The sequence below is a fragment of the Erwinia sp. S43 genome, assembly GCF_016624745.1.
Classification (GTDB): domain Bacteria; phylum Pseudomonadota; class Gammaproteobacteria; order Enterobacterales; family Enterobacteriaceae; genus Erwinia; species Erwinia coffeiphila.
This window is the reverse complement of sequence record NZ_JACVTX010000004.1, coordinates 231,713-256,745: the sequence shown is the minus strand read 5'-3', so window position 1 is coordinate 256,745 and position 25,033 is coordinate 231,713. Positions and strand designations below refer to the sequence as shown.

The window sequence follows — 25,033 nt, the reverse complement described above, 5'->3', positions numbered from 1 at the left end:
GGTATCACCTGTCCGCTGACTTAACCGATATCCGGCAGACGGTAGTCCGACGGCGCATCGGCAAGGCAACGTTCCAGTAACGCGACGGATTTACGCATCCCTTCATCGCGTGCCAGTACTACGTCTTCGTGCTCGATACTCAGCACGTCGTCGTAGCCCACCTGGCGCAGGTGGTAGCAGAACTGCTTCCACCACTGTTCGTCCTGTCCATATCCCAGCGTGACGTAGTTCCACGCCCGCTCGCGGCTGCTGACCGGATGCAGGGTTTCCAGCCGGCTGCTGAGTGCGGTCTGGCGGGCGTTAACAAAGGTATCTTTAGCGTGTACGTGGTAGATCGCCTCACCAAGCTCATGAATGCAGGCCAGCGGATCGGCTCCCATCCACAGCAGATGGCTGGGATCGAAGTTAACGCCCACTGTCTCGCCAACCGCTTCCCGCAGCCGCCAGAATGACGGCACGTTGTAAACCAGCTGCCCGCCGTGAAACTCGATGCACAGGCGGCTGACGCCGTGCTCGCGGGCGTTTTTTACCCGCTGCTTCCACCACGGGATCGCCACTTCATTCCACTGATATTCCAGAATCTGCGAGCAGAACGGCGGCCAGGCCACGGTGATCCAGTTCGGCCAGCTGTCGCCAGGCCCGCCCGGCAGGCCGGACATCATTACCACGCGATCGATTTTCAGCAGGCCAGCCAGCTCCAGCGTCGCATCGGCACAGGCCTGATGGTCGGCACCGCTCTGGCCGGGATGCAGCGGGTTGCCGCTGGCGTTCAGCGCGGAGATGGTCAGGCCGTGATCGGCGACTTTCGCCAGGAAATTCCGCCGCGCGTCGCCGCTGGCCAGCAGCCCCTTCAGGTCGATATGCGGTGCCGAGGACCAGTTGCCGCAGCCAAATTCAACATGGCTGAGGCCCAGTTCGGCGGCGGCGCGCAGCATCTCGTCCTGGCTGAGATGGCCGAGGCTGTCGGTAACCATGCCGATTTTCATACGCGGTTCCCCGGCTGCACGGCTTTACCGGTGCGCAGAGATTCCAGCGCCGCATCCGCCAGCAGCAGTGCCTGCAAACCGTCTTCGCCGGATGGATGAATAGCAGTGCCGTTTTTCAGGTGTTCGATCAGCCCACCCAGCTCCAGACGATAGGCATCGCCGTAGCGCTGCAGGAAGAAGTGCATCGGTTTCTGCGCCACCACGCCTTCCGCGACCGATTTAATCAGGCTGCTTTCCGGATGGTTTGCCACCGCCAGCATCCCTTTGCTGCCGTGGACTTCAATACGCTGGTCGTAGCCGTAGCTGGCGCGGCGGCTGTTGGTGATCACCGCGATTTTGCCGCTGGCGCAGGTCAGCGTAATCACCGCCGTATCCACATCGCCTGCCGCTTTAATCTCCGGATCGACCAGCGATGAAGCGCTGGCGAAGACCGACACCGGCTCTTCCTGCAGCAGCCAGCGGGCCATATCCAGGTCGTGAATGGTCATATCGCGGAACAGGCCGCCGGAGGTTTTCACATAGTCGGCGGAAGGGGCGGCAGGATCGCGCGAGCTGATGGTGACCAGTTCGGTATTGCCGATCTCGCCGTTAACCAGGCTTTGCTGTAGCCCAGCCATGCTTGGGTCGAAGCGACGGTTAAAGCCAATCATCAGCGGAACATCCGCTTCGCGCACCGTGGCGAGACAGCGTTCCACCCGCTCCAGGCTGAGATCCACCGGTTTTTCGCAGAAGATCGCTTTGCCAGCGCGGGCGGCGGCTTCAATCAGATCGGCATGGGTATCGGTCGCACTGCAGATGGCGACAATATCAACATTATCGTCATTCAAAACCTGATCCAGCGTGCTGACCTGTGCGCCATATTTTGCCGCCAGCGCCTGTGCCGCCGGGGTATAGACATCCATCACGCGAACCAGACGGCAGTCCGGGTGGGCGGCAATATTACCCGCGTGAATTTGCCCGATGCGGCCTGCACCCAGTAATGCAACATTAAACATGGTTTTCCCCTTGGTTAAATTCCGCGATAGCAACCGGACGGCGCTCGCGCGATGAGAGTTGAATGGCTTCCAGAACCTGCGCGACGGCCAGACCATCGCTGAAGGCGCCTTTTTGCCACGGCTTGCCTTCGGCCACCGCCTGCATAAATTCGGCCATCATAAAACCGAAACCTTCGGCGTAGCCGACCGCCACGCCGTCGTGCGGCACCGGGATCAGATCGCTGAGGAACGGGAACGAAGGCTGGTTAGCCAGGGTGATAAAAGCACCGCCTTCGCGTTCAGCGCGGGCAATATGCAGTTCGCCGGGGCGTTCGGAATTAAACAGAATGGTGCCCCGGCTGCCGGTCAGCGTGAATGACAGGGTATTGCCCATGCCGACGGTGACGCGGCTGGCGGAGAACAGCCCCTGGCAGCCGTTGCGAAAGCGCATCACGCAGGAGCTGATGTCGTCGGTATCGACTTTTTCACTGCGATCGCTAAGCGCCACGTGGTTGTGGCCCGCGTTAGCGGCCAGCGGCAGATAACGGTGGGTAATCAGCGTATCGGTGGCGGCACCGACTATTTCGCTGATATCGCCGCAGAAGAAGCGGGCAATATCGATCGCATGCGCGCCGATATCATGCAGCGCACCGCCGCCCGCTTTGCTTTCGGTATAGCGCCAGCTGTGCGGCAGCAGCGGATCTGCCGCATAGCCGCACTGGTACTGGATAAGCAGATGGCTCAGGGTGCCGATTTCACCGTTCTCCACCAGCTGTTTGATCATCGCCACGGCGGGAATGCGGCGGTAGTTAAAGACGCTGCCGCTGACGCCTTTGCTCGCTTTTGCCAGCGCGGTCATCTCTGCCGCCTGCGCTGCGGTCAGCGCCAGCGGTTTTTCGCACAGCACGTGCTTACCGGCGCGCAGCGCGGCGGTGGCCACCTCGGCGTGCATAAAGTTCGGTAGCGTGACGCTGACAATGTCGATTTCCGGGTCAGCAATGACCGCCTGCCAGTCGCTGGCTACGTGGGCGAAGCCCCAGACCTTAGCCAGCTCGCGGGCTGCATCTTCCCGCGCATCGCAGACGGTGTGCAGAACAAACTGATGCTGGTCGCTGGCGAGCCGGGCCTGATGGGCGCGGTAGCCGGAGGCGTGAGCGGCACCGATCATCCCGGCACCGATAATGGCGATATTGAACGTTTTCATTTCGCCACCTCGACCCACTGTCCGCTCTCTGCGGAAGCAAACAGGGCGTCCATCACCTGCATCTGGGCGATGGCATCTTCCACACCGAATTCAGGCGTCAGTTCGCCGCGAAGGGTGCGTGAGAAGTTCGTGACTTCACACTGATACTGCTCCACCACCGGCAGCACCTGCGGCTGCGGTGCGGCATCGTCCAGGCCGGTGTGGGAGTCGACCCACAGCGTGGCGGGGGAGCCGCTACCGGGTACATAAGGGGCTGAGAGGTCGAGCAGGGATTTCTCACACACCACCTGCACGCGCTGTGAAGCGGCCATCTTCAGGCTGACGGTTAACGTGGCCTGCTGCCCCTGACCGAAATCGAGGATCGCGTGGGTTGTTTCATCGGTGCCGTTATGGGCGGATCGCACCATCGAGCAGAAAACCCGCTCCGGCTGGCGCTCGAACAGATAGCGTGCGGTCATCACCGTATAGCAGCCGAGATCGTAGAGTGCGCCGCCGCCTTTTTTGACGTCAAAGCGAAAATCACCCGGGTTATCCAGCATGAAGGAGAGCAGGATCTGCGCCGCCTGAATCCGTCCGTGATCGCCGCTGCGGATCTGCTGGCGCAGTATGTCAAACTGCGGATGGTGGCGGACCATAAAGGCTTCTGCCACCAGCAGATTGGCCGGAATATCGCGCAGGCGCTTTGCTTCGCTGGCGGTCAGCGCCACCGGCTTTTCGCAGAGTACGTGTTTGCCGTGCGCGGCAGCGGCCAGCACCATATCGATATGCTGATCGTTCGGCAGCGGAACGTAGATAGCCTCAATATCGGGATCGTTAAGCAGCGCTTCATAACTGCCGTACGCCTGCGGAATACCAAAGAGATCGGCTTTGGCTTGCGCTTTTTCCAGCGAGCGCGAAGCGATGGCTTTTACCTCACAGTATTCGCTGGCCAGCATTGCCGGAATAATTTTGGCACAGGCAATATTCGCCGTGCTGACGACTCCCCAGCGCACCGGATTTGAAACATTAGTAACGTTATGATTTGACATCATTTACCTCTTTTAGCGATGACCTGAAAATATTTTTCACAGGATGCGAAAGTAAAAATTTTGTTTCGCAATTGATCGCCTGGCAGGGGGGTGAAGTCAATTTAACGTCGGATAAATCTCGTCAAAAAATGATTCTCATCACACAATTGTTTGATGTGATTTACATCATTTTTAATAATTATGATGTAATTCAATTTGATGGAATATTTGGTGTTTTTAACGTAACTGGTTATGATTATTAACATTTTAAAGGCCGGTATAATTGCATCAGGAATCCTATGTCAGAGAAACCTTTTCGTCGTGGCCCAACGGTTGTTGAAATTGCGAAGGCGGCAGGTCTGAGCACCTCGACCGTCGATCGGGTGCTGAATGCCCGCAGCGGCGTGCGGGCGGTCACCGGCAAAAAAGTGCAGGCGGCCATCAACCGCCTTGGGGGGAACTGGCAGGAAAATGCCTCGTTACCGCTGCGGCGTATCGCCTTTATCTGCGAGGCAGGTTCAAGCTTTATCAATCTGATTGAGAAAGAGGCCAAAAAATACAGTGCTGCTCACCCTGAACTGCACTTCACCTTCGACAGCGTGCCCAACGTGCAGGTGAATGCCGATCGCTTCAGCGCGCTGATCCTGCGGCGAGCCGAAGAATGTGAAGGAATTATTCTGGTTTCGCGGGATGAGGTAAAAACCAACCGCGCGGTGCGTGAGGCGGTGGAAAACGGCGTGCCGGTGATCTGCCTGACCACCGATCTACCCAACTCACGGCGCAGCGCCTACGTCGGGCTGGATCAGATTGGTACCGGTGCTACCGCCGCCTGGCTGATGGGCCGAATGCTGCCGCGCGTGCCGGGGAATATTCTGCTGCTGTGCAGTTCAGCCTATCGCGCCCAGGAAGAGCGCGAGGTGGGCTTCCGCCGGGTATTACGCGCCGATTACGCTCATCTGAATATTCTGGAACGGGTGAATATCAACGATGAAGCCGAAGGCGCGTGGCTGAGCGTAAAAAAATACCTGAAGGAGAATGCACCGATGGCGGGCATTTATAATATGGCGGGAGGGAATCGTGGTATTGCCCGGGCGCTGCGCGAAGCCGGGCTGACGGATAAGGTGCTGTTTATTGGCCACGAGCTGAGCGAATTCACCCGCAGCCTGTTGGAAACCGGGGAAATGGACGCGGTGCTGGGCCACGATGTGCAGAGTGAAATTAACCACTGCCTGACGATTTTTGAACAGATCCGCGCGGGGAAACCGGCGGTCAGCATCAAAACCCCGCTGATTATCTACAACAAAAACTCATTTTTTGATGCGGGATACTGATGCGCAGCCTGTATGTGCAGGTTTAATTTTGCGCGTTACTCGTTATCCGCCGGGGAGGGGAGATCGAAGCGGGAATATTTGGTGAACATCAGCAGCGGCATATAGCTTGAGCGGACGGGTTGGCCTTTCACCAGCCGCTGAGCGAGAGTAAAACACGCTTCGATTTCACGTTCGCTGTCATGGCCAAAAATAACGTTAACCTCGTCCTGTTCAAGCATTCGCTGGCTGTGCTCGGTCAGCTCATGAGCAATAAAAATAACCTTTCCTGCCAGTTTTTCTTCGGCCAGCGCCCTGGCAATGCCGCGGTTACCACCGGCGACGTTGTAAACGGCGGCGATATCGCGATTATCCTGAAGATATTTTTTTATCAGCTTGTAAGTCTCCGCTGATTCATCGTTGGAGCTGATTTTTTCCTGAATCTCCAGGTGGGGGAATTCATTGCGCATCACCCGGCGAAAGCCCATTTCCCGCTCTTCCTGATTGCGATAGGTGGCGCTAACCACAAACAGCACTTTGGCCGCTTTTACCGGCAGCATTTTTCCCATCAGCAGCGCGGCATTAGCCCCGGCGCTCACCTCATCAACCCCAACGTAGGCGGCAGAATGGGGCAGATCGGTTGACAGACAGATCACCGGTACACCGCTGGCACCGGCGCTGCGCACCTCACTATTCACCTGCACATCCTCGCGGGAAACCAGTACCACCGCATCGGATTCGCTAACGCGCTTTTTTAACAGCTGGCTGAATGCCTGAGCATCGCGCTGATAGTTGGGCACGCTGTCAAAGGTGGTGGTGATAGCGGGATAGCCTGTCTTAACGCTCTCTAGCGCACTCTTCACCAGTTCGATGTAGCTGGTACCGGCTTCCAGAACAAAGGCGATTTTCATCTGCTGCCCGCTGTTCTGCTGTGCGGAGAATTGCCTGAGTGCTTCCTCGACCCGCTGGCGGGTATTTTCACGTACGCCGGGGCGCTGATTCAAAACCCGATCCACCGTGGCGGTACTTAACCCCGAAATTCGGGCAATATCCTGAATGGTCGGATTTTTCTTCGAGAAGCGGTCAGTCATTTGTCAGTACCGGAATAGAGTCAGGAGCAGGCAGCCACGGCTAAGTAACAGGCCGGACGCAGCCCGTGATGCCGCGTCCGTACCGGATAATCAGTAAAGCAGGGAGTAAAGCTGGCGGCGGTACTTGCTGGCCAGCGCATCGCCGGTACCCAGCGCGGCAAGAATTTCCTGCAGGATTTTACGCGCCTGGCCATCCGCAGCGCCAAGATCTTTCTTCAGATGAACGAACAGCAGCTCCAGCGCCTCTTCGTTGCGGCCAACCTGATGGAGCTGGATCGCCAGCTGGGTTGCCAGCGAAGCGTCTTCCGGGTTCTCGGCGATCTGCTGCTGCAGCTGTTGGATCTCCGGAGTGTCCGCCGCCTGTTTCAGCAGATCGATTTGCGCAATCAGCCCCTGATAGCGGCTATCCTGATCCTGCAACGGCACCGCTTTCAGCACCGCTTCCGCTTCGTCGCTGCGGTTCAGGCCAATCAGCACTTCAGCCAGTAGGAAGCCGATATCGCTACGCTGATTGCTCAGCTGCCAGGCATCTTTCAGCAGCGGCAGGGCATCCAGCGCTTTGCCTTCGTCCATCAGCTGCATCGCCTGCTGCGCCTTCAGCTCTTCTTCCTTCGGCAGCACTTTTTCCAGCAGGGCGCGTATCGCCTCTTCCGGCTGCGGCCCCTGGAAGCCGTCGACCGGCTGACCGTTCTGGAACAGATACACGGTCGGGATTGAGCGCAGACCAAACTGCTGCGCGACGGCAGGTTCCGCATCACAGTCCAGCGTTGCCAGAATAAACTGACCGGCATACTCCTGCGCCAGGCGCTCCAGCAGCGGCGTCAGTTGCAGGCAGTGCTGGCTGCGCCCGGACCAGAAATAAAACAGTACGGGAACCTGCATTGACTGTTCCAGCGTCTGGTGCAGGTTGGTTTCATTAATTTCAACAATCGCAGCGTGTGGTGCCATGAATTCGTCTCTTTTCACGTGAGTTTCATACTGTATTGGGGCAGAACGGCGGGCTTCAAGGCCCGTGGACTAATTCTGCCGTAAAAACCAGTCCAGCGCGCGCCCCGGCAGCAGCCTGCGCAGCAGCGTCATGGTCCAGGTGACCAGCGTCACCGGATAACGCAGGCGCGGATGCTTGCTTTCCAGCGCGTGGTGCAGCTTCGGCAAAATCGCCTCCGGCGGCAGGGTAAAGCGGGCGGCGATGCCCGGGTTTTTCACCGGTTTATCCTGCTGCGCCTGGCTGACATTATCGGTAAACCGCGTACTGATTGGCCCCGGTTCGATCAGGCTGACGCGCACGCCGCTGGTATGAAGCTCCATACGCAGCGCATCGGACCAGGCCTCCAGCGCATATTTACTGGCGGCATAGGCACCGCGGCCCGGCGTAGAGATCAGCCCCAGTACCGAGCTGGTGTTAATAATGCGCCCGGCACCGCTGGCGATAAGCGCCGGTAGCAGCAGAATAGTCAGCTGGTGGGTGCCGAACAGGTTGGTGGAAAACTGCCGCTCCAGCTGGGCACGGGTAACCGATTGCAGCGGTCCATACTGGCCAAAACCGCCATTATTAAACAGTCCGAACAGGCGGCCCTCGCACAGCGTGAGGATCTCTGCCGCACCGCGCTCCACGCTTTCTGCATCATCCAGATCGAGCAACACGCCGCTGAAGCCCAGCTCATTCATCCGCTCCACGTCCTGCGGCTTGCGGCAGGCGGCAATCACATGATAGCCCCGGCGCAGCAAATCGCTGGCCGCCACCAGGCCAATTCCGCTGGAACTGCCGGTTATTACGATAGATTTTTGCATAACTTTACCTGTTACAGCGTTCGTGGCCGGGTTACTCATGGTTAACTAAAGGAGCCAGCTGTTTCGCCATCACATCGGCAATAAACGACTGTGCGGCAGGGGCCGGATGAATACCGTCATCCTGCATCCACTCCGGTTTCAGATACACCTGCTCCATAAAGAACGGCACCAGCGGAATGCTATTGCGCTCCGCCAGCTGCGGATAAATGGCGGCAAACGATTCGGTATAGCGGCGGCCATAGTTGGCGGGCAGGCGAACCTGCATCAGCAGCGGCTGCGCCCCGGCGGCTTTAACCTGTTTAATGGCGCTGTCCAGATCCTGCTCCAGCTGTTTAGGCGGGAAGCCGCGCAGACCGTCGTTGCCGCCCAGTTCAATCAGCACCCAGCGGGGCTGATGCTTTTTCAGCAGAGCGGGCAGACGTGCAACCCCCTGGGCTGCGGTGTCGCCGCTTATGCTACCGTTAATAATAGCGGGTGATTTTTGCCACTTATCATTGAGTAATGCAGGCCATGCGGCACTGGCGGACATGCGGTAACCGGCGCTGAGGCTGTCGCCCAGCACCAGCAGCGTATCCGCCGCCGTCGCGCGCATCGTCATCAAAGCTAACAGCAACAGGAAAGGGTAATGCCAGCGGAAAACATTCTTGAAGTTCATCGTCTTAGTAAGTCCGTCGGTCAGGGTGAGCATCAGCTTTCCATCCTTACCGGAGTTGAGCTGGTTGTCAAACCGGCTGAAACTATCGCCCTGATCGGCGAGTCGGGTTCAGGGAAATCGACGCTGCTCGGCATTCTTGCCGGTCTGGACGACGGCAGCGAAGGGGAAGTGATGATGCTGGGGCAGCCGCTGCATAAAATGGATGAAGAACAGCGGGCGGAGCTGCGGGCGAAAAATGTGGGCTTTGTTTTTCAGTCTTTCATGCTGGTGCCAACGCTGAACGCGGTGGAAAACGTACAGCTCCCGGCGCTGTTGCGCGGCGAGAGCGACCGGCAGAGCCGCGAACAGGCGGCGCAGCTGCTCGGTCAGCTTGGGCTTGGCCAGCGCCTCAGCCATCTTCCCGCTCAGCTTTCCGGCGGGGAGCAGCAGCGCGTGGCGCTGGCTCGCGCTTTTAACGGCCGCCCGGCGCTGCTGTTTGCCGATGAACCGACCGGTAACCTCGACCGTAAAACCGGCGATCGCATCGCCGATCTGCTGTTTTCCATGAACCGCGAGCTGGGCACCACGCTGATTCTGGTTACCCACGATGAACAACTGGCGGCGCGCTGCGATCGTCGTCTGCGGCTGCGCGACGGCAAGCTGTGGGAGGAATCATGATCTGGCGCTGGTTCTGGCGTGAGTGGAAATCCCCCTCGCTGCTGATTGTCTGGCTGGCGCTGACGCTGGCGGTGGCCTGCGTGCTGGCGCTGGGATCGCTCAGCGACCGCATGGAGAAAGGCTTAACTCAGCAAAGCCGTGATTTCATGGCGGGCGACCGCACGCTGCGCAGCTCGCGTGAGGTGCCTGCCGAATGGCTTGAGCAGGCGCGCAGCGACGGGCTACAGGTGGGGCGCCAACTGACCTTTATGACCATGACCTTCGCCGGTGATACCCCACAGCTGGCATCGGTGAAAGCGGTGGATGATGCCTATCCGATGTTCGGCCAGTTGGCGACCGAGCCGGCCGGGTTAAAACCGGCGGCGGGAACCGTGCTGGCCGCGCCCCGACTGCTGGCGCAGCTCGAGCGTAAAAGCGGCGAAAATCTGGATGTGGGCGATACGACTTTACGTATTGCCGGGGAGGTCATTCAGGAACCGGATGCCGGATTTAATCCGTTTCAAACGGCCCCGCGGCTGCTGATGAACCTGGCCGACGTGGAAAAAACCGGTGCCGTACAGCCGGGCAGCCGCCTCACCTGGAATTATAAATTTGCCGGCAATCCGCAGCAGCTGGCGCGCTTTGATGACTGGATAGCCTCGCGGCTGACGCCGGACCAGCGCTGGATCAGCGTGGAAAACTCGGACGATGCGCTGGGTAAATCCATGCAGCGCGCCCAGCAGTTCCTGCTGCTGTCGGCGCTGCTGACGCTGATGCTGGCGATTGCCGCCGTAGCGGTGGCGATGAGCCACTACTGCCGCAGCCGCTACGATCTGGTGGCGGTACTGAAAACCCTGGGCGCTAACCGCAAGGCGTTACGCAAGCTGATTGTCGGGCAGTGGCTGGCGGTACTGCTGCTGGCGGCGATCTGCGGTGGCGTTATCGGTATGGGGTTTGAGGCGCTGCTGCTGCGTATGCTGCGCCCGGTGCTGCCCGGTGAACTCCCGGCCGCCAGTGCATGGCCGTGGCTGTGGGCGGTAGGCTCGCTGTTTGTGATTTCCCTGCTGGTTGGCCTGCGGCCCTATCGTCTGCTGCTGGCAACCCAGCCGCTGCGCGTACTGCGACGCGACGCGGTGGCGAATATCTGGCCGCTGAAAATTTATCTGCCGCTGATGGTGCTGGTGGTGGTGGGGCTGCTGGCGCTGCTGGTCGGCGGCAGTAAACTGCTGTGGGCGCTGGTGGCGGGCATTGTGTTGCTGTCGCTGCTGCTGGGCGCGGTGGGCTGGGGAGGACTGCTGCTGCTTAAGCGCCTGACCCTGCGCAATCTGGCATTTCGCCTGGCGGTTAACCGCCTGCTGCGACAGCCGTGGACCACTCTGAGCCAGCTGGCGGCATTCTCGCTGTCGTTTATGCTGCTGGCGCTGCTGCTGGTGATGCGCGGCGATCTGCTGGACCGCTGGCAGCAACAGCTGCCGCCGGGTAGCCCGAACTACTTCCTGCTGAATCTTACCGAGCAGCAGGTGCCGCAGGTGAAAACCTTCCTTGAACAGCATCAGGTGAAGCCGGAAACCTTCTACCCGGTGGCTCGCGTGCGCCTGACCGGCATCAATCAGCAGCCGGTCGATCCGAAGATGGATGAATCACTCAACCGCGAGCTGAATCTGACGTGGCAGCGCGACCTGCCGGATCATAACCCGCTCACCGCAGGTACATGGCCTCCAAAAGCGGGTGAAACGTCGATGGAGGAGGAACTGGCGGGAAGGCTGGGCGTGAAGCTGGGCGACACGCTGACCTTTACCGGCGATACCCAGGACTTTACGGCGAAAATCACCAGTCTGCGCAAAGTGGACTGGGAAAGCCTGAAGCCGAACTTCTTCTTTATCTTCCCGCCGGGCGCGCTGGATGCGCAGCCGCAGACCTGGCTGACCAGCTTCCGCCTGGATAATAACAATGCGCTGCTGGTGCAACTAAACCGCGAGTTTCCGACTCTGAGCCTGCTGGATATCGGCAGTATTCTGCGGCAGATCGGGCAGGTACTGGCGCAGGTGAGCCAGGCGCTGGAAATTATGGTGGTGCTGGTGACCGCCTGTGGCGTGCTTCTGCTGCTGGCGCAGATCCAGGTGGGCATGCGCCAGCGGCGTCAGGAGCTGGTGGTGTATCGCACGCTGGGTGCGGGTAAAAAGCTGCTGCGCGGTACGCTGTGGTGCGAGTTTGCACTGCTGGGCGTAGTGTCCGGTGCGGCGGCGGCAATCGGTGCGGAGGTGGCCCTGTGGGGATTACAGCGAAAAGTGTTCGATTTCCCGTGGCAGCCGGATTTCGTACTGTGGCTGGTGCTGCCGCTGACCGGTGCGCTGCTGCTCTCCCTGTGCGGTGGCTGGCTGGGCGTGCGGTTGCTGAAGGGCAGGGCGCTGTTCAGGGGGTATGAGGCGGGGTAATTGTGGTGGAAGCGGTGGCCTGGTGAGAGTGGTACTGGCAGATCGCCGGGTCGCCGTAAATACGTCCTTGTAGGCTTGGCTGCCGCATCCGTGCGGCAGACACCCGGCTAACCTGTCCAGTACCACTCTCCCTTTTAGGTTACGGTGTTGCTGCCAGAAGCGTTGGGTTTGCCTCACTGTAATACATTTATTAGCAGAGGGTTGATACATGATGAGTCTGCATAAAGCTTTATTTTTAGTCAGTAATACTCAAAAACGGCAGCTTTAACGATCGGCAACGTCTGGATTGCAAACGATAGGCTTAGCAGTCTTGTAAGAACATCCGACTTCGTCAGAACGGTTAAGAATAAACTGATATTTAAAAATAAGTTTATTCCTAACATCGAAATAAAATATCAATCGAGAGTTTTTTAAATTTAAAGTAATAGTGCTGATCGACTACCAGATAGTTTAACGTTGTTATTTTACATGAAGCATGTCATTTGATATGGTCTGATTTAACGGGTTATTCATGCCAGAATTTACTATGGATGGTTTTCTATGCTGGATTTTTTTGATGTTCGTCACAGGTCTCTTGATGATTATAGATCTAAGGATCTTTTTTCTTTAAGAAAATCTGTTTTTAAAGACAGATTGAACTGGATGGTGAGTTGCCATGATGGGATGGAATCGGATAAATACGATAGTCATCAAACTGTGTATCTGCTAGATAAAGCCAGTGGGCATCTCATTTGTGGTGTAAGGTTTATTGAAACAAAATATCCAAATATGATTACCCATGTTTTCAATAAGTATTTCAATAAAATTGAAATCCCCAGTGGTAATTTTATTGAAGCCAGTCGTTTATTTATTGATAAGAACCGTTCAGAAATACTCAGGGGTAAAGGTTTCCCTGTTAGTGCAACTTTGTTTTTATCAATGATAAATTATGCGAGGCATTATCGCTACGATGGGATCTATGCGATAGTCAGTCATTCTATGTATATTATATTTAAACGTTCTGGATGGCCTGTTTCTATTGTTGAGATAGGGGTTTCGGAAAAAAATGAAAATATATACCTTATCTTTATGCCTGTAGACGAAGGTAGCCAGGAAGTGTTAACCGCATTGGTGCAAAATAGTATTGGTGGGAGTCGTCACTCTTTGAAACAGTGGCCTTTATCATTTTTCGTCAGGGAGAAGCGGTCTGATGATTTGTAATTCCACCCCCATTCGAATTGCATGTTTTGCATTAGTGACTCCGAGTTTTTTTACCGTATTACCAATGTGATATTTTACAGTGGTGGTTTTTATATCCAGTATGAGCGCTATTTCCTGATAGGATTTCCCAACACTAGCCCAGTAAATAACTTCGTTTTCGCGTTTTGATAATAGGTCTTTAGCGTTCATCCCTTCAAATTCTGATTTGCTTTCTTGTTCTTTATAAAGTGAAGTTAATTTTTCATGGGTGGTTATTAAAATCATCTGGAGCTGATTTTTATTATAAGTGATGAATTCATCAATGTTGTCATCACATTCTTCATTCATCATCATTGATAGAACAACAAGATTATTATATTGATCGTGCAATACGAAAGTATATCCATTTATGATGTTGTGATTTTTTGCTATGTCAAAAATCTTGGGGACCTTTATTCCCTGGCTGAGCATGATGTTTTCATCCCATGCAAAGGGAGTGATCCTGTCTAATGCTGTCATTAATACTGGATCAATAAACTGGAAGTTATTTTCCAGATATACATCGAACCATTCTTGTCTATTAGAGATTATGCTAAAATTTGATGGGTTATTTTTACTCATGATAGCATAGGCATAATTGAAGTTTTTATACTTTGCCAGCCTTTTTTCAAGGTGTACTTTAATCGATGAGTTAATTGCCATGTTGTTAAAAAATGGATTTCGCATAATGACTCATCCTTGTGAATAGTCCTTTCCCTGGTAGCTGCGATCAACATGATCATAATCATCGGGTTAATTGCAGTATTGTGCCATGGTTTATAGATACTGTGGGTATGATTTGATGGTGACGACATATATTACTGATTTTTGTAGAGATTAATATATCCGGTGACAGAAATTGAAACATTTCATACCTGGATTCAGTATAATTGATTAAATTCCCTGGTGCTGGATAATGAAAAGACTGGCAATTTATTGATATATTTTATTTTTTATTGCTTTAACAATACGCTGTTAAAATGAAAATTGTTAGCCGTACTAAAGTATAGTCCAGGACTATTCTTTTCCTTTTACATCTAAAACGTGTAAATAATTGAAGAACGCGATATGCGTTCTTCAATATATATCAAAGAAACAAGGAAGGGGATCAGCCCAGCTTCTCAACCGCCCAGGCAATCCCGCTGGCGTACTCTTCCGACAGCATCGGCACCAGCGCATTCAGCGCGTCGCTCAATGCTGCGGTGCTAACGTCAGAAAGATTCAGGTGCCCGACCTTACGGCCCGGACGCACTTCTTTATCGTACCAGTGCAGATGCACCAGCGGCTGCTGCAGCCAGTCAAGATTCACGTCAGTACCGATCAGATTCACCATCACCGCCGGGCTGCTGACCACCGGCTTCGGCAGCGGCAGATCGAGGATCGCCCGCAGATGCAGCTCGAACTGGCTAATCGATGCGCCATTCTGCGTCCAGTGGCCGCTGTTGTGCACGCGCGGGGCCAGCTCGTTAATCAGCAGACCTTCCGGCACCACGAAGCACTCCATCGCCATCACGCCGACGTAGTTCAGCTCGTTCATGATGGCTGACAGCATCTGCTCGGCCTGCTGCTGATGGGCAGCATTCACCACCGGCAGCATGACGCTGGTACGCAGAATACCGTCCTGATGCAGGTTATGAGTCAGCGGGTAGAATACCGTGCGGCCATCGTGCCCGCGCGCGCCTACCAGCGACACTTCGCCGGAGAAGTTAATGCCGCGCTCAACGATGCACTCGCCGTAGCACTCTTCCGGTAATGAATTGGTTTCATTCGCGCGCAGGCGCCACTGTCCGCGTCCGTCGTAGCCACCGGTACGGCGTTTGACGATTGCCAGTTCACCGAGGGTGGTAAACACCTGCGGCCACTGGTCGGCGGAGGAAAGCAGCTGCCACGGCGCGGTGGCCAGACCCAGCCGGTCAAGCAGCTGTTTTTGTGTCAGACGGTCGGCAAGCTGGGGGAAAATATCGCGGTTAACGAAGGCGTTATGACCTGCCAGTTCGCGAGTCAGCGCGGTTTCCGGCCAGCGTTCAATTTCAGCGGTAATTACGCTGGCTGCAATCGGCAGCGCTTCCGGTTCCGCATCCAGACCGACCGGATAAACGGCGATCCCCAGCGGTTCCCCCGCCTGGCGCAGCATGCGGCCAAGCTGTCCGTTACCTAATACGCAAACCGGTTTCATGCCTCACCCCGTGGGTCCGGGTTGTTCAGCACTTCATCGGTCTGGGACTGACGCCATGCCGCCAGACGTGTTGCCAGCTCGGCATCGTGCAGGGCAACGATTTGCGCCGCCAGCAAGGCTGCATTGGCCGCACCGGCTTTACCAATCGCCAGCGTGCCAACCGGAATGCCGCGTGGCATCTGCACGATGGAATAAAGGCTGTCGACGCCGCTCAGTGCCGCGCTCTGTACCGGCACGCCCAGCACCGGAACCAGCGTTTTGGCTGCCAGCATACCCGGCAGGTGAGCCGCGCCGCCTGCGCCTGCAATAATCACCTGATAGCCGTTATCCGCAGCCTGTTCGGCAAAGCTAAACAGCTTGTCCGGGGTACGGTGGGCAGAAACCACTTCACAGTGGAAGGGAACGTCCAGGCTGGTGAGGATTTCCGCTGCAAACTGCATGGTTGCCCAGTCACTTTTGGAACCCATAACAATAGCAATGCGGGCCGGTGCGGCGTTAGATGACATGCGGGGCTGACTCCTGTGATTGTAAAACGTCACCGTAGTAACCCTGGGGCTACCCGATGGGAAGGGCTGAGAGAATAGCATGAGTCAGCGGCAAGGAAAACGGTTGCGTAGCGGATTATCACGCCATCTCAGGGCAAAATTTTGATTCAGAACGGGAAGGAAATCAGCGCCGTCTCTTCTGCACTGACTCGGATCATCGATCCCTGCTCGTGCCAGGCACCCAGAACAATTCTTTCGGCCGGGTGACCGTCAACCATCAGCTGATGTACCGCCGGGCGATGGGTGTGGCCGTGGATCAGGATTGGCGCATGATGGCGATGCATTACTGCCACAACGGCCTGCTGATTCACGTCCATAATCGCCATGTCTTTGCTGCTGTTCGCCTCTTTACTTCCGGCGCGCATTTCCACCGCAATACGCTGGCGAATAAACAGCGGCAGGGCGAGGAACAGTTTTTGCAGCCAGGGCTGATGCACTTTGGCACGGAAACGCAGATAGCCGACATCGTCGGTACAGAGCGTATCGCCGTGCATAATCAGCACGCGCTTACCGTAAAGATCCAGCAGTTGCTCTTCCGGCAGCAGAGTCATGCCTGCCGCGCGGGCAAAGCGTTTGCCGACCAGGAAATCGCGGTTGCCGTGAATAAAGAAGCAGGGGATGTTGAGCTGGCTCAGAGCCTGAGCGACTTCGGCGTGTAGTGGATTCGGATCGTCGTCGCCGATCCAGGCCTCAAACAGATCGCCAAGAATATAGAGGGCGTCAGCATGCTGCGCTTCCCGGCGTAAAAAATGAAGAAAACCGGCAGTAATTGCCGGTTCCTCAACACACAGATGAATATCTGCGATAAACAGCGTGTGCGACATTATTACTCGCTGACGGTAACTTTCTGGATAATCACGTCGTCTTTTGGCACGTCCTGGTGCATACCGCTGCGGCCGGTAGAAACGGCTTTGATTTTCTCAACCACGTCCATACCTTCAACCACTTCAGCGAACACGCAGTAACCCCAGCCCTGCAGGCTTTCGTCACGGAAGTTCAGGAAGTCGTTGTCGGCAACGTTGATAAAGAACTGTGCGGTAGCAGAGTGAGGAGCCTGAGTACGCGCCATCGCCAGGGTGCCTTTGGTGTTCTTCAGACCGTTGTTCGCTTCGTTGCGGATCTCGTCTTTGGTGTTTTTCTGCTTCATGCCAGGTTCGAAACCGCCGCCCTGAATCATGAAACCGTTAATTACGCGGTGAAAAATGGTGTTGTCGTAGAAGCCTTCACGGCAGTACTCCAGGAAGTTTTTTACGGTTGCCGGCGCTTTGTCATCAAAGGTTTTGATTACGATATCGCCGTGGTTAGTCTGGAAAGTGACCATATTTTCATCCTGTCAGGGTTAGAGTATTAAGAATGCGCGCCGGTGGAATGGACAAATGTCCGCTCCGTGCGGCAGACGGGTCTTATATCACAAAATGTGATGGCGAGTCAGCCCTGCTGCATAACAACATCCGCGCTATAGCGATACCTGGCGTAGCGCTGGCATGAAAAATGCGTCAGAATACGGGATTATCATTTTTATCATTAACCCCGCACACGCCTAAAACGGAATGTCTCAATGCTAAAGATTTTCAACACCCTGAGTCGTCAAAAAGAGGAATTTAAACCTATCCATGCCGGTCAAGTTGGCATGTACGTGTGCGGCATTACCGTTTATGACCTCTGTCACATTGGACACGGCAGGACCTTTGTGGCGTTTGACGTAGTGGCTCGCTATCTGCGTTACCTCGGCTATTCACTGAAGTACGTGCGTAACATCACCGATATTGATGACAAAATCATCAAGCGTGCCAACGAGAATGGCGAAACGATCGGTGAATTGACCGACCGCATGATTGCCGAAATGCACACCGATTTTGCCGCGCTGAACATTCTGCCGCCGGACCAGGAGCCGCGTGCGACCCGCCATATTGATGAAATCATCGAACTGGTGAGCACGCTGATCGCCCGTGAGCACGCCTATGTCGCCAGCAACGGCGACGTGATGTTCTCCGTAGACAGCGACCCGACCTACGGTTCGCTGTCGCGTCAGGATCTGGAACAGCTGCAGGCCGGTGCGCGCGTGGAAGTGGCTGATGTAAAACGCAACCCGATGGACTTCGTGCTGTGGAAAATGTCCAAGTCCGATGAGCCGGGCTGGGCATCGCCGTGGGGCAACGGTCGTCCGGGCTGGCACATTGAGTGCTCGGCGATGAACTGCAAACAGCTTGGCCACCACTTTGACATTCACGGCGGTGGTTCCGATCTGATGTTCCCACACCATGAAAACGAAATTGCTCAGTCCACCTGCGCCCACGATGGCCCGTATGTGAACTACTGGATGCACTCCGGCATGGTGATGGTTGACCGCGAGAAGATGTCAAAATCGCTGAACAACTTCTTTACCGTGCGCGACGTGCTGGCGCACTACGACGCGGAAACCGTGCGCTACTTCCTGATGTCCGGCCACTATCGCAGCCAGCTGAACTACGGCGAAGATAACCTGAACCAGGCGCGCGCTGCGCTGGAACGCCTCTACACCTCGCTGCGTAATACCGATGCGTCGGCAACGCCTGCCGGTGGCGAAGCGTTTGAAGCCCGCTTCCGCGAGGCGATGGACGACGACTTCAACACGCCGGAAGCCTACTCGGCGCTGTTCGACCTGGCGCGTGAGGTTAACCGCCTGAAGTCAGAAGATAAAACCGCTGCCGATGCGCTGGCTGCCCGTCTGCGCCAGCTGGCAGGCGTGCTTGGCCTGCTGGAGCAGGACCCGGAACTGTTCCTGCAAAGCGGGGCGCAGAGCAACGATGATGAAGTGGCGGAGATCGAAGCGCTGATTAAAATGCGCAACGATGCGCGCAAAGAGAAGAACTGGGCGCAGGCCGATGTGGCCCGCGATAAGCTGAATGAGCTGGGCATTATTCTTGAAGATGGCCCTGCCGGTACCAGCTGGCGTCGTAAGTAACCCCTCACTCCGGGCCGGCAATCGCTGGCCCGTTTTACATCCGGGACGTGTTGATATGATCCGTCAGTTTGCCCTCACTAACTACCGCTCCATCCGCCATCTTGAGTTTGAACTTGGCCAGCTGAATGTCATCAGTGGCCCCAACGGCTGCGGCAAATCCAATCTGTATAAAGCGGTGCGTTTGCTGCACGAAGCGGCGTGCGAACGCCTGTCGCTGGGGCTGGCGCAGGACGGTGGCATTCAGAAGGCAATGTGGGCGGGTGGAAAGCGGCCGGGTGAACGCAACAGCGAACTCAAACGCATGGTGCTGGCGGTTGAGATGAGCGACTTCGACTACCAGTTGGAAATCGGTTTCCCCGAGCCGCTGATCAGCCTGTTTAACCTCGACCCGCTGGTGAAAAAAGAACAGCTGTGGCTGAGCGGACAGCGACGCCGCCGATCGGCGCAGCTGCTGGAGCGCAACAACCAGACTGCGTTTTTGCAAAATATCGAGGGTGAAAGAGTGGCTTATCCGGCCTCGCTGCACGCGGAAGAGTCGGTGTTTGCTCAGCTGGCGGAACCGCATCTTTACCCGGAGGTGTCGCAGGTGCGCGAGAGCCTGCGCGGCTGGCGTTTCTACCATGAATTTGCCGTGTGGCCGGGCAGCGCGCTGCGTGCGCCGCAGGTGGGCATTCGCTCACCGGTGCTGGCCCACGACGGCAGCAATCTGGCCGCCGCCTTTGAAACCATTCGCGAGCGCGGCCACAGCGAGCTGCTGTTCTCAATTCTTGAGCGGGCGTTTCCCGACAGCCGTTTTGAAGTGGACGCGCAGGGCGGGCGCTTTCAGCTGTTGATGCATCGCCAGGGTATTCTGCGGCCGCTGGAGCCCGCCGAGCTGTCCGACGGTACGCTGCGCTTTCTCTGCCTGGTGGTGGCGCTGCTCAGCCCGCGTCCGCCCGCATTTATGGCGCTTAACGAGCCGGAAAACAGCCTGCATCCCGATCTGCTGCCCGCGCTCGCTGAGCTGATTGCCGAAGCCAGCCGCTACAGCCAGCTGTGGGTGACCAGCCATTCGCCGCTGCTGGCACAGCTGATTGCTGAACATGCGGAGGTGCGGCATTACCAGCTGGGTCAGGTCGATGGCGCAACGGTGATAAGCGATGCCGCCGTCTGAGCGGCATCGTTCTGGTTACCTGGCTTTAGCCGCCCGGCTGGCGCTGTAGATTGCCAGCAGCGGTGCCAGCGCCAGCACGCCAAACAGCACCCGCGAAGCGCTGATTGCCCCCTCAGTGCCCCCCGGCACGTTCAGCCCGCCCATATTCGCCAGCATGCCGGAGAGCGCAGCGCCCAGTGCGGTAGCGAATAGCTGTACGGTAGAAATCGAAGTGGCGGCGGCGTCCTGATCTTCTGCAGGCGTTACCTCCAGCACCCGGGTCAGCAGATGTGGCCAGCCGATACCAATCCCGAAGCCCACCAGCAGCAGCGCCAGCGAGATCGCCACCAGCAGCGTGATGCCCTCGGCGATCTGTACCGGAATCGCCAGCGCCAGCATTACCATCCCGGCCAGCACCAGCACCGGGCCAATAACAATCGCCAGCGTAATACGTTTGCCCTGCCAGCCGGAGCTCCAGACTTCGGCCAGCGTCCAGCCTGCCGCCATCAGCGCCGCCAGATAGCCCGACATCAGCGGAGACTGGCCGTGCAGGTGCTGCAGGAAGTAGGGCACGAAGGTTTCACTGGTCATGCCGACCACCAGCAGGCCGATGGTCAGATACAGCATCAGCAGCGGTGAATGAAGGCGCAGCGCATTGCGCGGCAGCAGGCCAGCGTCGCCTTTCCGTTCACGACGTACCAGTATCGCCACCAGAATCACCGCCACGCCAACCCCGAGTAGGTTATAGCTCAGATCCGCTTCGGTACTGCCGAGGCTGATGGCCAGCACCGCCGCCGTCAGCAGCAGCAGCTGGATACCCGGCAGCGGCGCGGCAGGCCCGCGATCCTGAGCGTCGGCGGGTAGCGCACGCCAGATAAGCCAGGCGTACAGCAGCGACACCGGGACCAGGAAGCCAAATGCCATGCGCCAGGCGTTGATATCGGCAAAGATACCGCCGATCGCCGGACCAACCAGCGTGGCAACGCCCCACATGCCCGACACCAGCGCAAAGGCACGCGGCCACAGCGACTTCTCAAACACTTCGTAGATCATCGCGTAGCCCAGCGCGAACAGGAAACCGCCGCCCAGCCCCTGCACGGTACGGCCCAGCAGCATCACCAGCATCGACGGTGCCAGGGCGCACAGCAGGCTGCCGGCCAGAAACAGCGTGATGGCAATCATATAGGCACCGCGCGCACCGGTGCGGTTCAGCGTGCGGCTGGTCAGTGCCGAACCGAGTATCGAGGCAACCACGAACAGCGTGGTATTCCATGCATACAGATTCAGCCCGCCGATCTCCTGAACGACCGACGGCAGCACGGTGGTGGCGATATAGATATTGATGGCGTGCAGCGCAACGCCGCCGGAAAGTGCAGCCGAGCGTGCGGCATTCTGACCGGAGAGCAGATCTCCCCAGTTCCCTTCATGCGATGACATAGTGACTCCGTGAGGCATAATGGTTATTCGCTCAGACGTTGTCGGCCGCACAGCTCTGAGGTAAATTAATAAAACAAGAAAACACTTGGAATATTAGTGGGGGTATAAAAATCTTGTCAACGGAACCTTCACATGAAGAGCACTTATCGACATCACAGCGGCTGCTTCATCTGCTGAAAACCCGTGGCCCACAGCAGGCTGCTGAAGCGGGAAAGGTGCTGGGAATGACCGCAGAAGCCGCGCGCCAGCAGTTCAACAAGCTGGCGGCGGAAGGGCTGGTTGCCGCCTTCTCTAAATCGCGTGGCGTGGGCCGCCCTTCACAGTTCTGGCAGCTGACGGCGGAAGGGCAGAAGCAGTTTCCGGATACTCACCCCGAACTGACCGTCCAGCTGCTGGAGATTGTCAGAGAAACGTTTGGCGAGCAGGGAATCGATCTGCTGATTGAAAAGCGCGAGAAGAAAACCCGCGAGTTTTATCGGCACGAACTGGCTGCGCTTGGCGGTTTAACCGAACGCGTTGCGCGGCTGGCGGAGATCCGTTCTGCCGAAGGCTATATGGCGGAATATGAGGTGCTGGATGATGGCAGCCTGCTGCTGATTGAGAACCACTGTCCTATCTGCGCGGCGGCAACGGTCTGTCAGGGATTTTGCCGGGCGGAACAGGCCATCTTTAGCGAAGTGCTGCACGCCGACGTGGTACGCATTGAGCATATTCTCAGCCAGGCCAGGCGTTGTGCCTATCGGGTACAGCCGTGGAGCGAGTAGCGTTTGCGAACAACCGGCCCGCGTAGTGCGGGCCGGTTAAAGGGGATTATTTCGCCCCGGTAAAATCAATCACCATACGGCCAACGATAGTCCCGCTTTCCATTTCGTGGAAGATAGTGTTGATATCTTCCAGCGGACGGCGGGTAACCTTCGGCAGCACTTTACCTTCGGCAGCAAACTGGAAGGCTTCGGCCAGATCTTCACGCGTGCCAACCAGCGATCCCACCACCTGAATACCGTCCAGCACCAGGCGCGGAATATTCAGGCTCATTGACTCCGGCGGCAGGCCAACGGCCACGATGCGCCCACCGGCGCGCATGGCGTCTACCGCTGAGTTAAAGGCCGCTTTAGCAACGGCAGTCACTACCGCTGCGTGAGCGCCGCCCACGCGTTCCTGAATCAGTTTTGCCGCGTCTTCATTGCGTGAGTTGATCACCATATCCGCGCCCATATCTTTGGCGAACTGCAGCTGTGAATCGTTGACGTCAACGGCAATCACCTTCGCGTTAAATACGTTTTTAGCGTACTGCAGCGCCAGGTTGCCCAGACCGCCAAGGCCGTAGATCACCAGCCATTTGCCAGGGGCGATGCCGGAAACTTTCACCGCTTTATAGGTGGTAACCCCGGCGCAGGTCACGCTGCTTGCTGCCGCAGAATCCAGACCGTCCGGCACTTTTACCGCGTAGTCCGCCACCACGATGCACTCTTCCGCCATGCCGCCGTCGGCAGTGTAGCCCGCGTTAACCACGTCACGGCACAGGGTTTCATTACCGCTGTTGCAGTACTCACAGTGGCCGCAGCCTTTGAAGAACCAGGCTACGCTGGCGCGATCGCCGGGCTTCAGTGAGGTGACGCCCGGGCCGATTTCCTTGACGACGCCTACGCCTTCATGGCCAAGGATGACCCCGGTTTTATCACCGAAATCACCATTTTTAACATGCAGGTCGGTATGGCACACGCCACAGCAATCCATTTTTAACAGGGCTTCGCCGTGCTTGAGTGGGCGGAGGGTTTTTTCAACAACGTTCACTTTGTGATCGTGAGTGACTACAGCAGCTTTCATGCTCTACCTCTTCCGTTTAACAGGGGATAAGGCAGGGTAACGCCTGCTGTCGGTAATTTATTGATATGAATCAACGATCAACGGAGTAATCATTTGTGGGTAGGAGAATGGAGAAATCTTGAGCGGGTTGCCGTAATACAGAGCATCGGCTGTTTACATCGGCATAAAAAAGCCGCTATCCCGAAGAATGGCGGCTTAAGCTGACAAACAGACGTGTTCTCGGCTGCTTGATGCGTTTATTGAGCGTCAGGCGGTAACGGTAACCTGATTGCCATCGAATTCGACGGTCTGACCAGCCACGATTTTGCAGCGCTTGCGGGTTTCCACCGCGCCGTTGACGGTCACGTAACCGTCGGCAATCAGGGATTTAGCCATTGCGCCGCTTTCAACCCAGCCTTCCAGCTTCAACAGGTCGCAGAGATCCACATGTGGATGATCGCCAAGGGAAAAAGTTGCCATTATTCTGCTGCTCCATCATCGCTGCCTTCACAGGCCTGCAGGGTATTCTGAATCAGGGTTGCTACGGTCATTGGACCCACGCCGCCCGGCACCGGAGTGATATAGGAAGCGCGCTCGGAGGCGGTTTCAAACTCCACATCGCCCACCACTTTGCCGCTTTCCAGGCGGTTGATGCCCACATCGATCACAATCGCGCCAGGCTTAATCCACTCGCCGGGAATAAAGCCGGGTTTGCCAACGGCAACCACCAGCAGATCGGCGTGCTCCACGTGATGACGCAGATTTTTGGTGAAGCGGTGAGTTACGGTGGTGGTACAACCGGCCAGCAGCAGCTCCATGCTCATCGGGCGACCAACGATGTTTGAGGCTCCAACCACTACGGCGTTCAGGCCGAAGGTGTCAATATTGTAGCGCTCCAGCAGCGTGACGATGCCGCGTGGCGTGCACGGACGCAGCTTCGGCGCACGCTGGCACAGGCGGCCAACGTTATAAGGATGGAAGCCGTCCACGTCTTTTGCCGGAGAGATATGCTCCAGCACCTTCACATTGTCAATGCCGGCCGGCAGCGGCAGCTGCACCAGAATACCGTCAATCGCCGGATCGTTGTTCAGTTCGGTAATCAGATCCAGCAGCTCTGCTTCGCTGGTCGTTGCGGGCAGATCGTAAGAGCGGGAGAGGAAACCGACCTCTTCACAGGCACGACGTTTGCTGCCGACATAGATTTGCGACGCCGGGTTCTCACCCACCAGAACTACGGCCAGGCCAGGTGCACGTTTACCGGCTGCCAGACGCTGCTGTACTTTTTCCGCAACCTCTTGCCGCACCTGCTGCGCAATCGTTTTACCGTCAATAATTTTTGCTACCATCAGAGAGGTGATCCATCTGTGTTGAGTTAAATCGGGGATTGGCCCTATTTTGTCAGAAGCGGGCGCTGCTGTCAGGCGGAGATTGGCAGGATATCGTTCATTACTTCGTCATCGGGTGGCGAAAGGCGGTAAAATCGTTGACTAAGCGGAGGTTGACCGTATAATCCGACCCACTCACCGTGCGCCCTTAGCTCAGCTGGATAGAGCACCGGCCTTCTAAGCCGTAGGTCACAGGTTCGAATCCTGTAGGGCGTGCCATTAAATATCAATGAGTTAAGCGATTCTCAATCCTGCCTGATTTGCTCCTTGTGTCGTTTTTATATAACCGATAGCCTCACTTCTG

At 56.7% G+C, this 25,033-nt stretch carries 24 protein-coding genes and 1 tRNA gene; 8 read left to right on the top strand and 17 right to left on the bottom strand.

Features of this window, described 5'->3' with window-relative positions:
- Nucleotides 1-20: 20 nt before the first annotated feature.
- Genes IBT47_RS07485 through IBT47_RS07470 form a run of 4 tightly spaced genes read right to left on the bottom strand, consistent with a single transcriptional unit; the run spans nt 21 to nt 4,195 of the window.
- On the bottom strand, nt 21-986 hold the full coding sequence (locus IBT47_RS07485; RefSeq protein ID WP_200559980.1) for a sugar phosphate isomerase/epimerase: 966 nt from the start codon (nt 984-986) through the stop codon (nt 21-23).
- Entirely contained in the window at nt 983-1,981 is a 999-nt protein-coding gene (iolG, locus tag IBT47_RS07480) for an inositol 2-dehydrogenase (protein WP_200559979.1), read from the bottom strand. Before iolG ends, IBT47_RS07485 begins: the two co-directional genes overlap by 4 nt.
- Complete coding sequence (locus tag IBT47_RS07475) at nt 1,974-3,164, bottom strand: Gfo/Idh/MocA family protein (RefSeq protein ID WP_200559978.1); 1,191 nt, start codon at nt 3,162-3,164, stop codon at nt 1,974-1,976. The genes iolG and IBT47_RS07475 overlap by 8 nt, the downstream gene beginning before the upstream one ends.
- Entirely contained in the window at nt 3,161-4,195 is a 1,035-nt protein-coding gene (locus IBT47_RS07470; protein ID WP_200545427.1) for a Gfo/Idh/MocA family protein, read from the bottom strand. The genes IBT47_RS07475 and IBT47_RS07470 overlap by 4 nt, the downstream gene beginning before the upstream one ends.
- Before the next feature lie 275 nt (nt 4,196-4,470).
- Between IBT47_RS07470 and IBT47_RS07465 the strand changes: the two genes are divergently transcribed.
- Complete coding sequence (locus tag IBT47_RS07465) at nt 4,471-5,502, top strand: LacI family DNA-binding transcriptional regulator (protein WP_200545428.1); 1,032 nt, start codon at nt 4,471-4,473, stop codon at nt 5,500-5,502.
- A gap of 35 nt (nt 5,503-5,537) precedes the next feature.
- Here IBT47_RS07465 and IBT47_RS07460 read toward each other — a convergent pair whose 3' ends face one another.
- From IBT47_RS07460 to tesA, 4 genes are all read right to left on the bottom strand, one after another.
- Entirely contained in the window at nt 5,538-6,569 is a 1,032-nt protein-coding gene (locus IBT47_RS07460; protein WP_200559977.1) for a LacI family DNA-binding transcriptional regulator, read from the bottom strand.
- A gap of 90 nt (nt 6,570-6,659) precedes the next feature.
- Nucleotides 6,660-7,517 carry a co-chaperone YbbN gene (locus IBT47_RS07455; RefSeq protein WP_200559976.1) on the bottom strand — a complete coding sequence of 286 codons (858 nt, stop codon included), beginning with the start codon at nt 7,515-7,517 and terminating at the stop codon, nt 6,660-6,662.
- Nucleotides 7,518-7,586: 69 nt separating this feature from the next.
- Nucleotides 7,587-8,360: an SDR family oxidoreductase gene (locus tag IBT47_RS07450; protein ID WP_200559975.1), complete on the bottom strand. Its 774-nt coding sequence runs from the start codon at nt 8,358-8,360 to the stop codon at nt 7,587-7,589.
- Nucleotides 8,361-8,391: 31 nt separating this feature from the next.
- Nucleotides 8,392-9,015 carry a multifunctional acyl-CoA thioesterase I/protease I/lysophospholipase L1 gene (gene tesA, locus IBT47_RS07445; protein WP_146114103.1) on the bottom strand — a complete coding sequence of 208 codons (624 nt, stop codon included), beginning with the start codon at nt 9,013-9,015 and terminating at the stop codon, nt 8,392-8,394.
- On the opposite strand from tesA, the gene ybbA reads away from it, so the two are divergent.
- The 3 genes from ybbA to IBT47_RS07430 all read left to right on the top strand — a co-directional run bounded on the left by ybbA (nt 8,986) and on the right by IBT47_RS07430 (nt 13,286).
- Nucleotides 8,986-9,672: a putative ABC transporter ATP-binding protein YbbA gene (ybbA, locus tag IBT47_RS07440; RefSeq protein WP_200559974.1), complete on the top strand. Its 687-nt coding sequence runs from the start codon at nt 8,986-8,988 to the stop codon at nt 9,670-9,672. The genes tesA and ybbA overlap by 30 nt on opposite strands.
- The gene (gene ybbP, locus IBT47_RS07435) at nt 9,669-12,086 is read left to right on the top strand and encodes a putative ABC transporter permease subunit YbbP (protein ID WP_200559973.1); all 2,418 of its coding nucleotides are present in this window, start codon (nt 9,669-9,671) and stop codon (nt 12,084-12,086) included. The genes ybbA and ybbP overlap by 4 nt, the downstream gene beginning before the upstream one ends.
- A gap of 540 nt (nt 12,087-12,626) precedes the next feature.
- Entirely contained in the window at nt 12,627-13,286 is a 660-nt protein-coding gene (locus IBT47_RS07430; protein ID WP_200559972.1) for an acyl-homoserine-lactone synthase, read from the top strand.
- Here the strand turns inward: IBT47_RS07430 and IBT47_RS07425 are convergent.
- From IBT47_RS07425 to ppiB, 5 genes are all read right to left on the bottom strand, one after another.
- Nucleotides 13,248-13,991 carry a LuxR family transcriptional regulator gene (locus tag IBT47_RS07425; protein WP_200559971.1) on the bottom strand — a complete coding sequence of 248 codons (744 nt, stop codon included), beginning with the start codon at nt 13,989-13,991 and terminating at the stop codon, nt 13,248-13,250. The two genes, IBT47_RS07430 and IBT47_RS07425, sit on opposite strands and share 39 nt — an antisense overlap.
- Nucleotides 13,992-14,412: 421 nt before the next feature.
- Nucleotides 14,413-15,480 carry a 5-(carboxyamino)imidazole ribonucleotide synthase gene (gene purK / locus IBT47_RS07420; RefSeq protein ID WP_200559970.1) on the bottom strand — a complete coding sequence of 356 codons (1,068 nt, stop codon included), beginning with the start codon at nt 15,478-15,480 and terminating at the stop codon, nt 14,413-14,415.
- Nucleotides 15,477-15,986 carry a 5-(carboxyamino)imidazole ribonucleotide mutase gene (gene purE / locus IBT47_RS07415; protein ID WP_200545436.1) on the bottom strand — a complete coding sequence of 170 codons (510 nt, stop codon included), beginning with the start codon at nt 15,984-15,986 and terminating at the stop codon, nt 15,477-15,479. The genes purK and purE overlap by 4 nt, the downstream gene beginning before the upstream one ends.
- A 146-nt stretch (nt 15,987-16,132) precedes the next feature.
- Entirely contained in the window at nt 16,133-16,849 is a 717-nt protein-coding gene (lpxH, locus tag IBT47_RS07410) for a UDP-2,3-diacylglucosamine diphosphatase (protein ID WP_200559969.1), read from the bottom strand.
- 2 nt (nt 16,850-16,851) lie between these two features.
- Complete coding sequence (gene ppiB, locus IBT47_RS07405) at nt 16,852-17,346, bottom strand: peptidylprolyl isomerase B (RefSeq protein WP_105590887.1); 495 nt, start codon at nt 17,344-17,346, stop codon at nt 16,852-16,854.
- A 237-nt stretch (nt 17,347-17,583) separates the two neighbouring features.
- On the opposite strand from ppiB, the gene cysS reads away from it, so the two are divergent.
- Nucleotides 17,584-18,969, top strand: coding sequence for a cysteine--tRNA ligase (gene cysS, locus IBT47_RS07400; protein ID WP_200559967.1), 1,386 nt, complete (start codon nt 17,584-17,586; stop codon nt 18,967-18,969).
- Between the two features lie 55 nt (nt 18,970-19,024).
- Nucleotides 19,025-20,122 (top strand): AAA family ATPase, encoded by a 1,098-nt coding sequence (locus IBT47_RS07395; RefSeq protein ID WP_200559966.1) that lies wholly within the window; start codon nt 19,025-19,027, stop codon nt 20,120-20,122.
- 15 nt (nt 20,123-20,137) lie between these two features.
- Here the strand turns inward: IBT47_RS07395 and IBT47_RS07390 are convergent, their stop codons facing one another.
- On the bottom strand, nt 20,138-21,538 hold the full coding sequence (locus IBT47_RS07390) for an MFS transporter (RefSeq protein ID WP_200559965.1): 1,401 nt from the start codon (nt 21,536-21,538) through the stop codon (nt 20,138-20,140).
- 113 nt (nt 21,539-21,651) lie between these two features.
- Between IBT47_RS07390 and IBT47_RS07385 the strand changes: the two genes are divergently transcribed.
- Nucleotides 21,652-22,302, top strand: a complete 651-nt coding sequence (locus IBT47_RS07385; protein ID WP_234471764.1) for a metalloregulator ArsR/SmtB family transcription factor — start codon at nt 21,652-21,654, stop codon at nt 22,300-22,302.
- A gap of 46 nt (nt 22,303-22,348) precedes the next feature.
- On the opposite strand, the gene adhP is transcribed toward IBT47_RS07385, so the two are convergent.
- The 3 genes from adhP to folD all read right to left on the bottom strand — a co-directional run bounded on the left by adhP (nt 22,349) and on the right by folD (nt 24,690).
- A complete protein-coding gene (gene adhP / locus IBT47_RS07380; RefSeq protein ID WP_105590892.1) occupies nt 22,349-23,365 on the bottom strand; it encodes an alcohol dehydrogenase AdhP in 1,017 nt (338 codons plus the stop codon).
- Between the two features lie 246 nt (nt 23,366-23,611).
- The gene (gene ybcJ, locus IBT47_RS07375) at nt 23,612-23,824 is read right to left on the bottom strand and encodes a ribosome-associated protein YbcJ (RefSeq protein WP_105590893.1); all 213 of its coding nucleotides are present in this window, start codon (nt 23,822-23,824) and stop codon (nt 23,612-23,614) included.
- The gene (gene folD, locus IBT47_RS07370; RefSeq protein ID WP_105590894.1) at nt 23,824-24,690 is read right to left on the bottom strand and encodes a bifunctional methylenetetrahydrofolate dehydrogenase/methenyltetrahydrofolate cyclohydrolase FolD; all 867 of its coding nucleotides are present in this window, start codon (nt 24,688-24,690) and stop codon (nt 23,824-23,826) included. Before folD ends, ybcJ begins: the two co-directional genes overlap by 1 nt.
- A 181-nt stretch (nt 24,691-24,871) precedes the next feature.
- Between folD and IBT47_RS07365 the strand changes: the two genes are divergently transcribed.
- Nucleotides 24,872-24,948, top strand: a tRNA-Arg gene (locus IBT47_RS07365).
- Nucleotides 24,949-25,033: the final 85 nt, after the last annotated feature.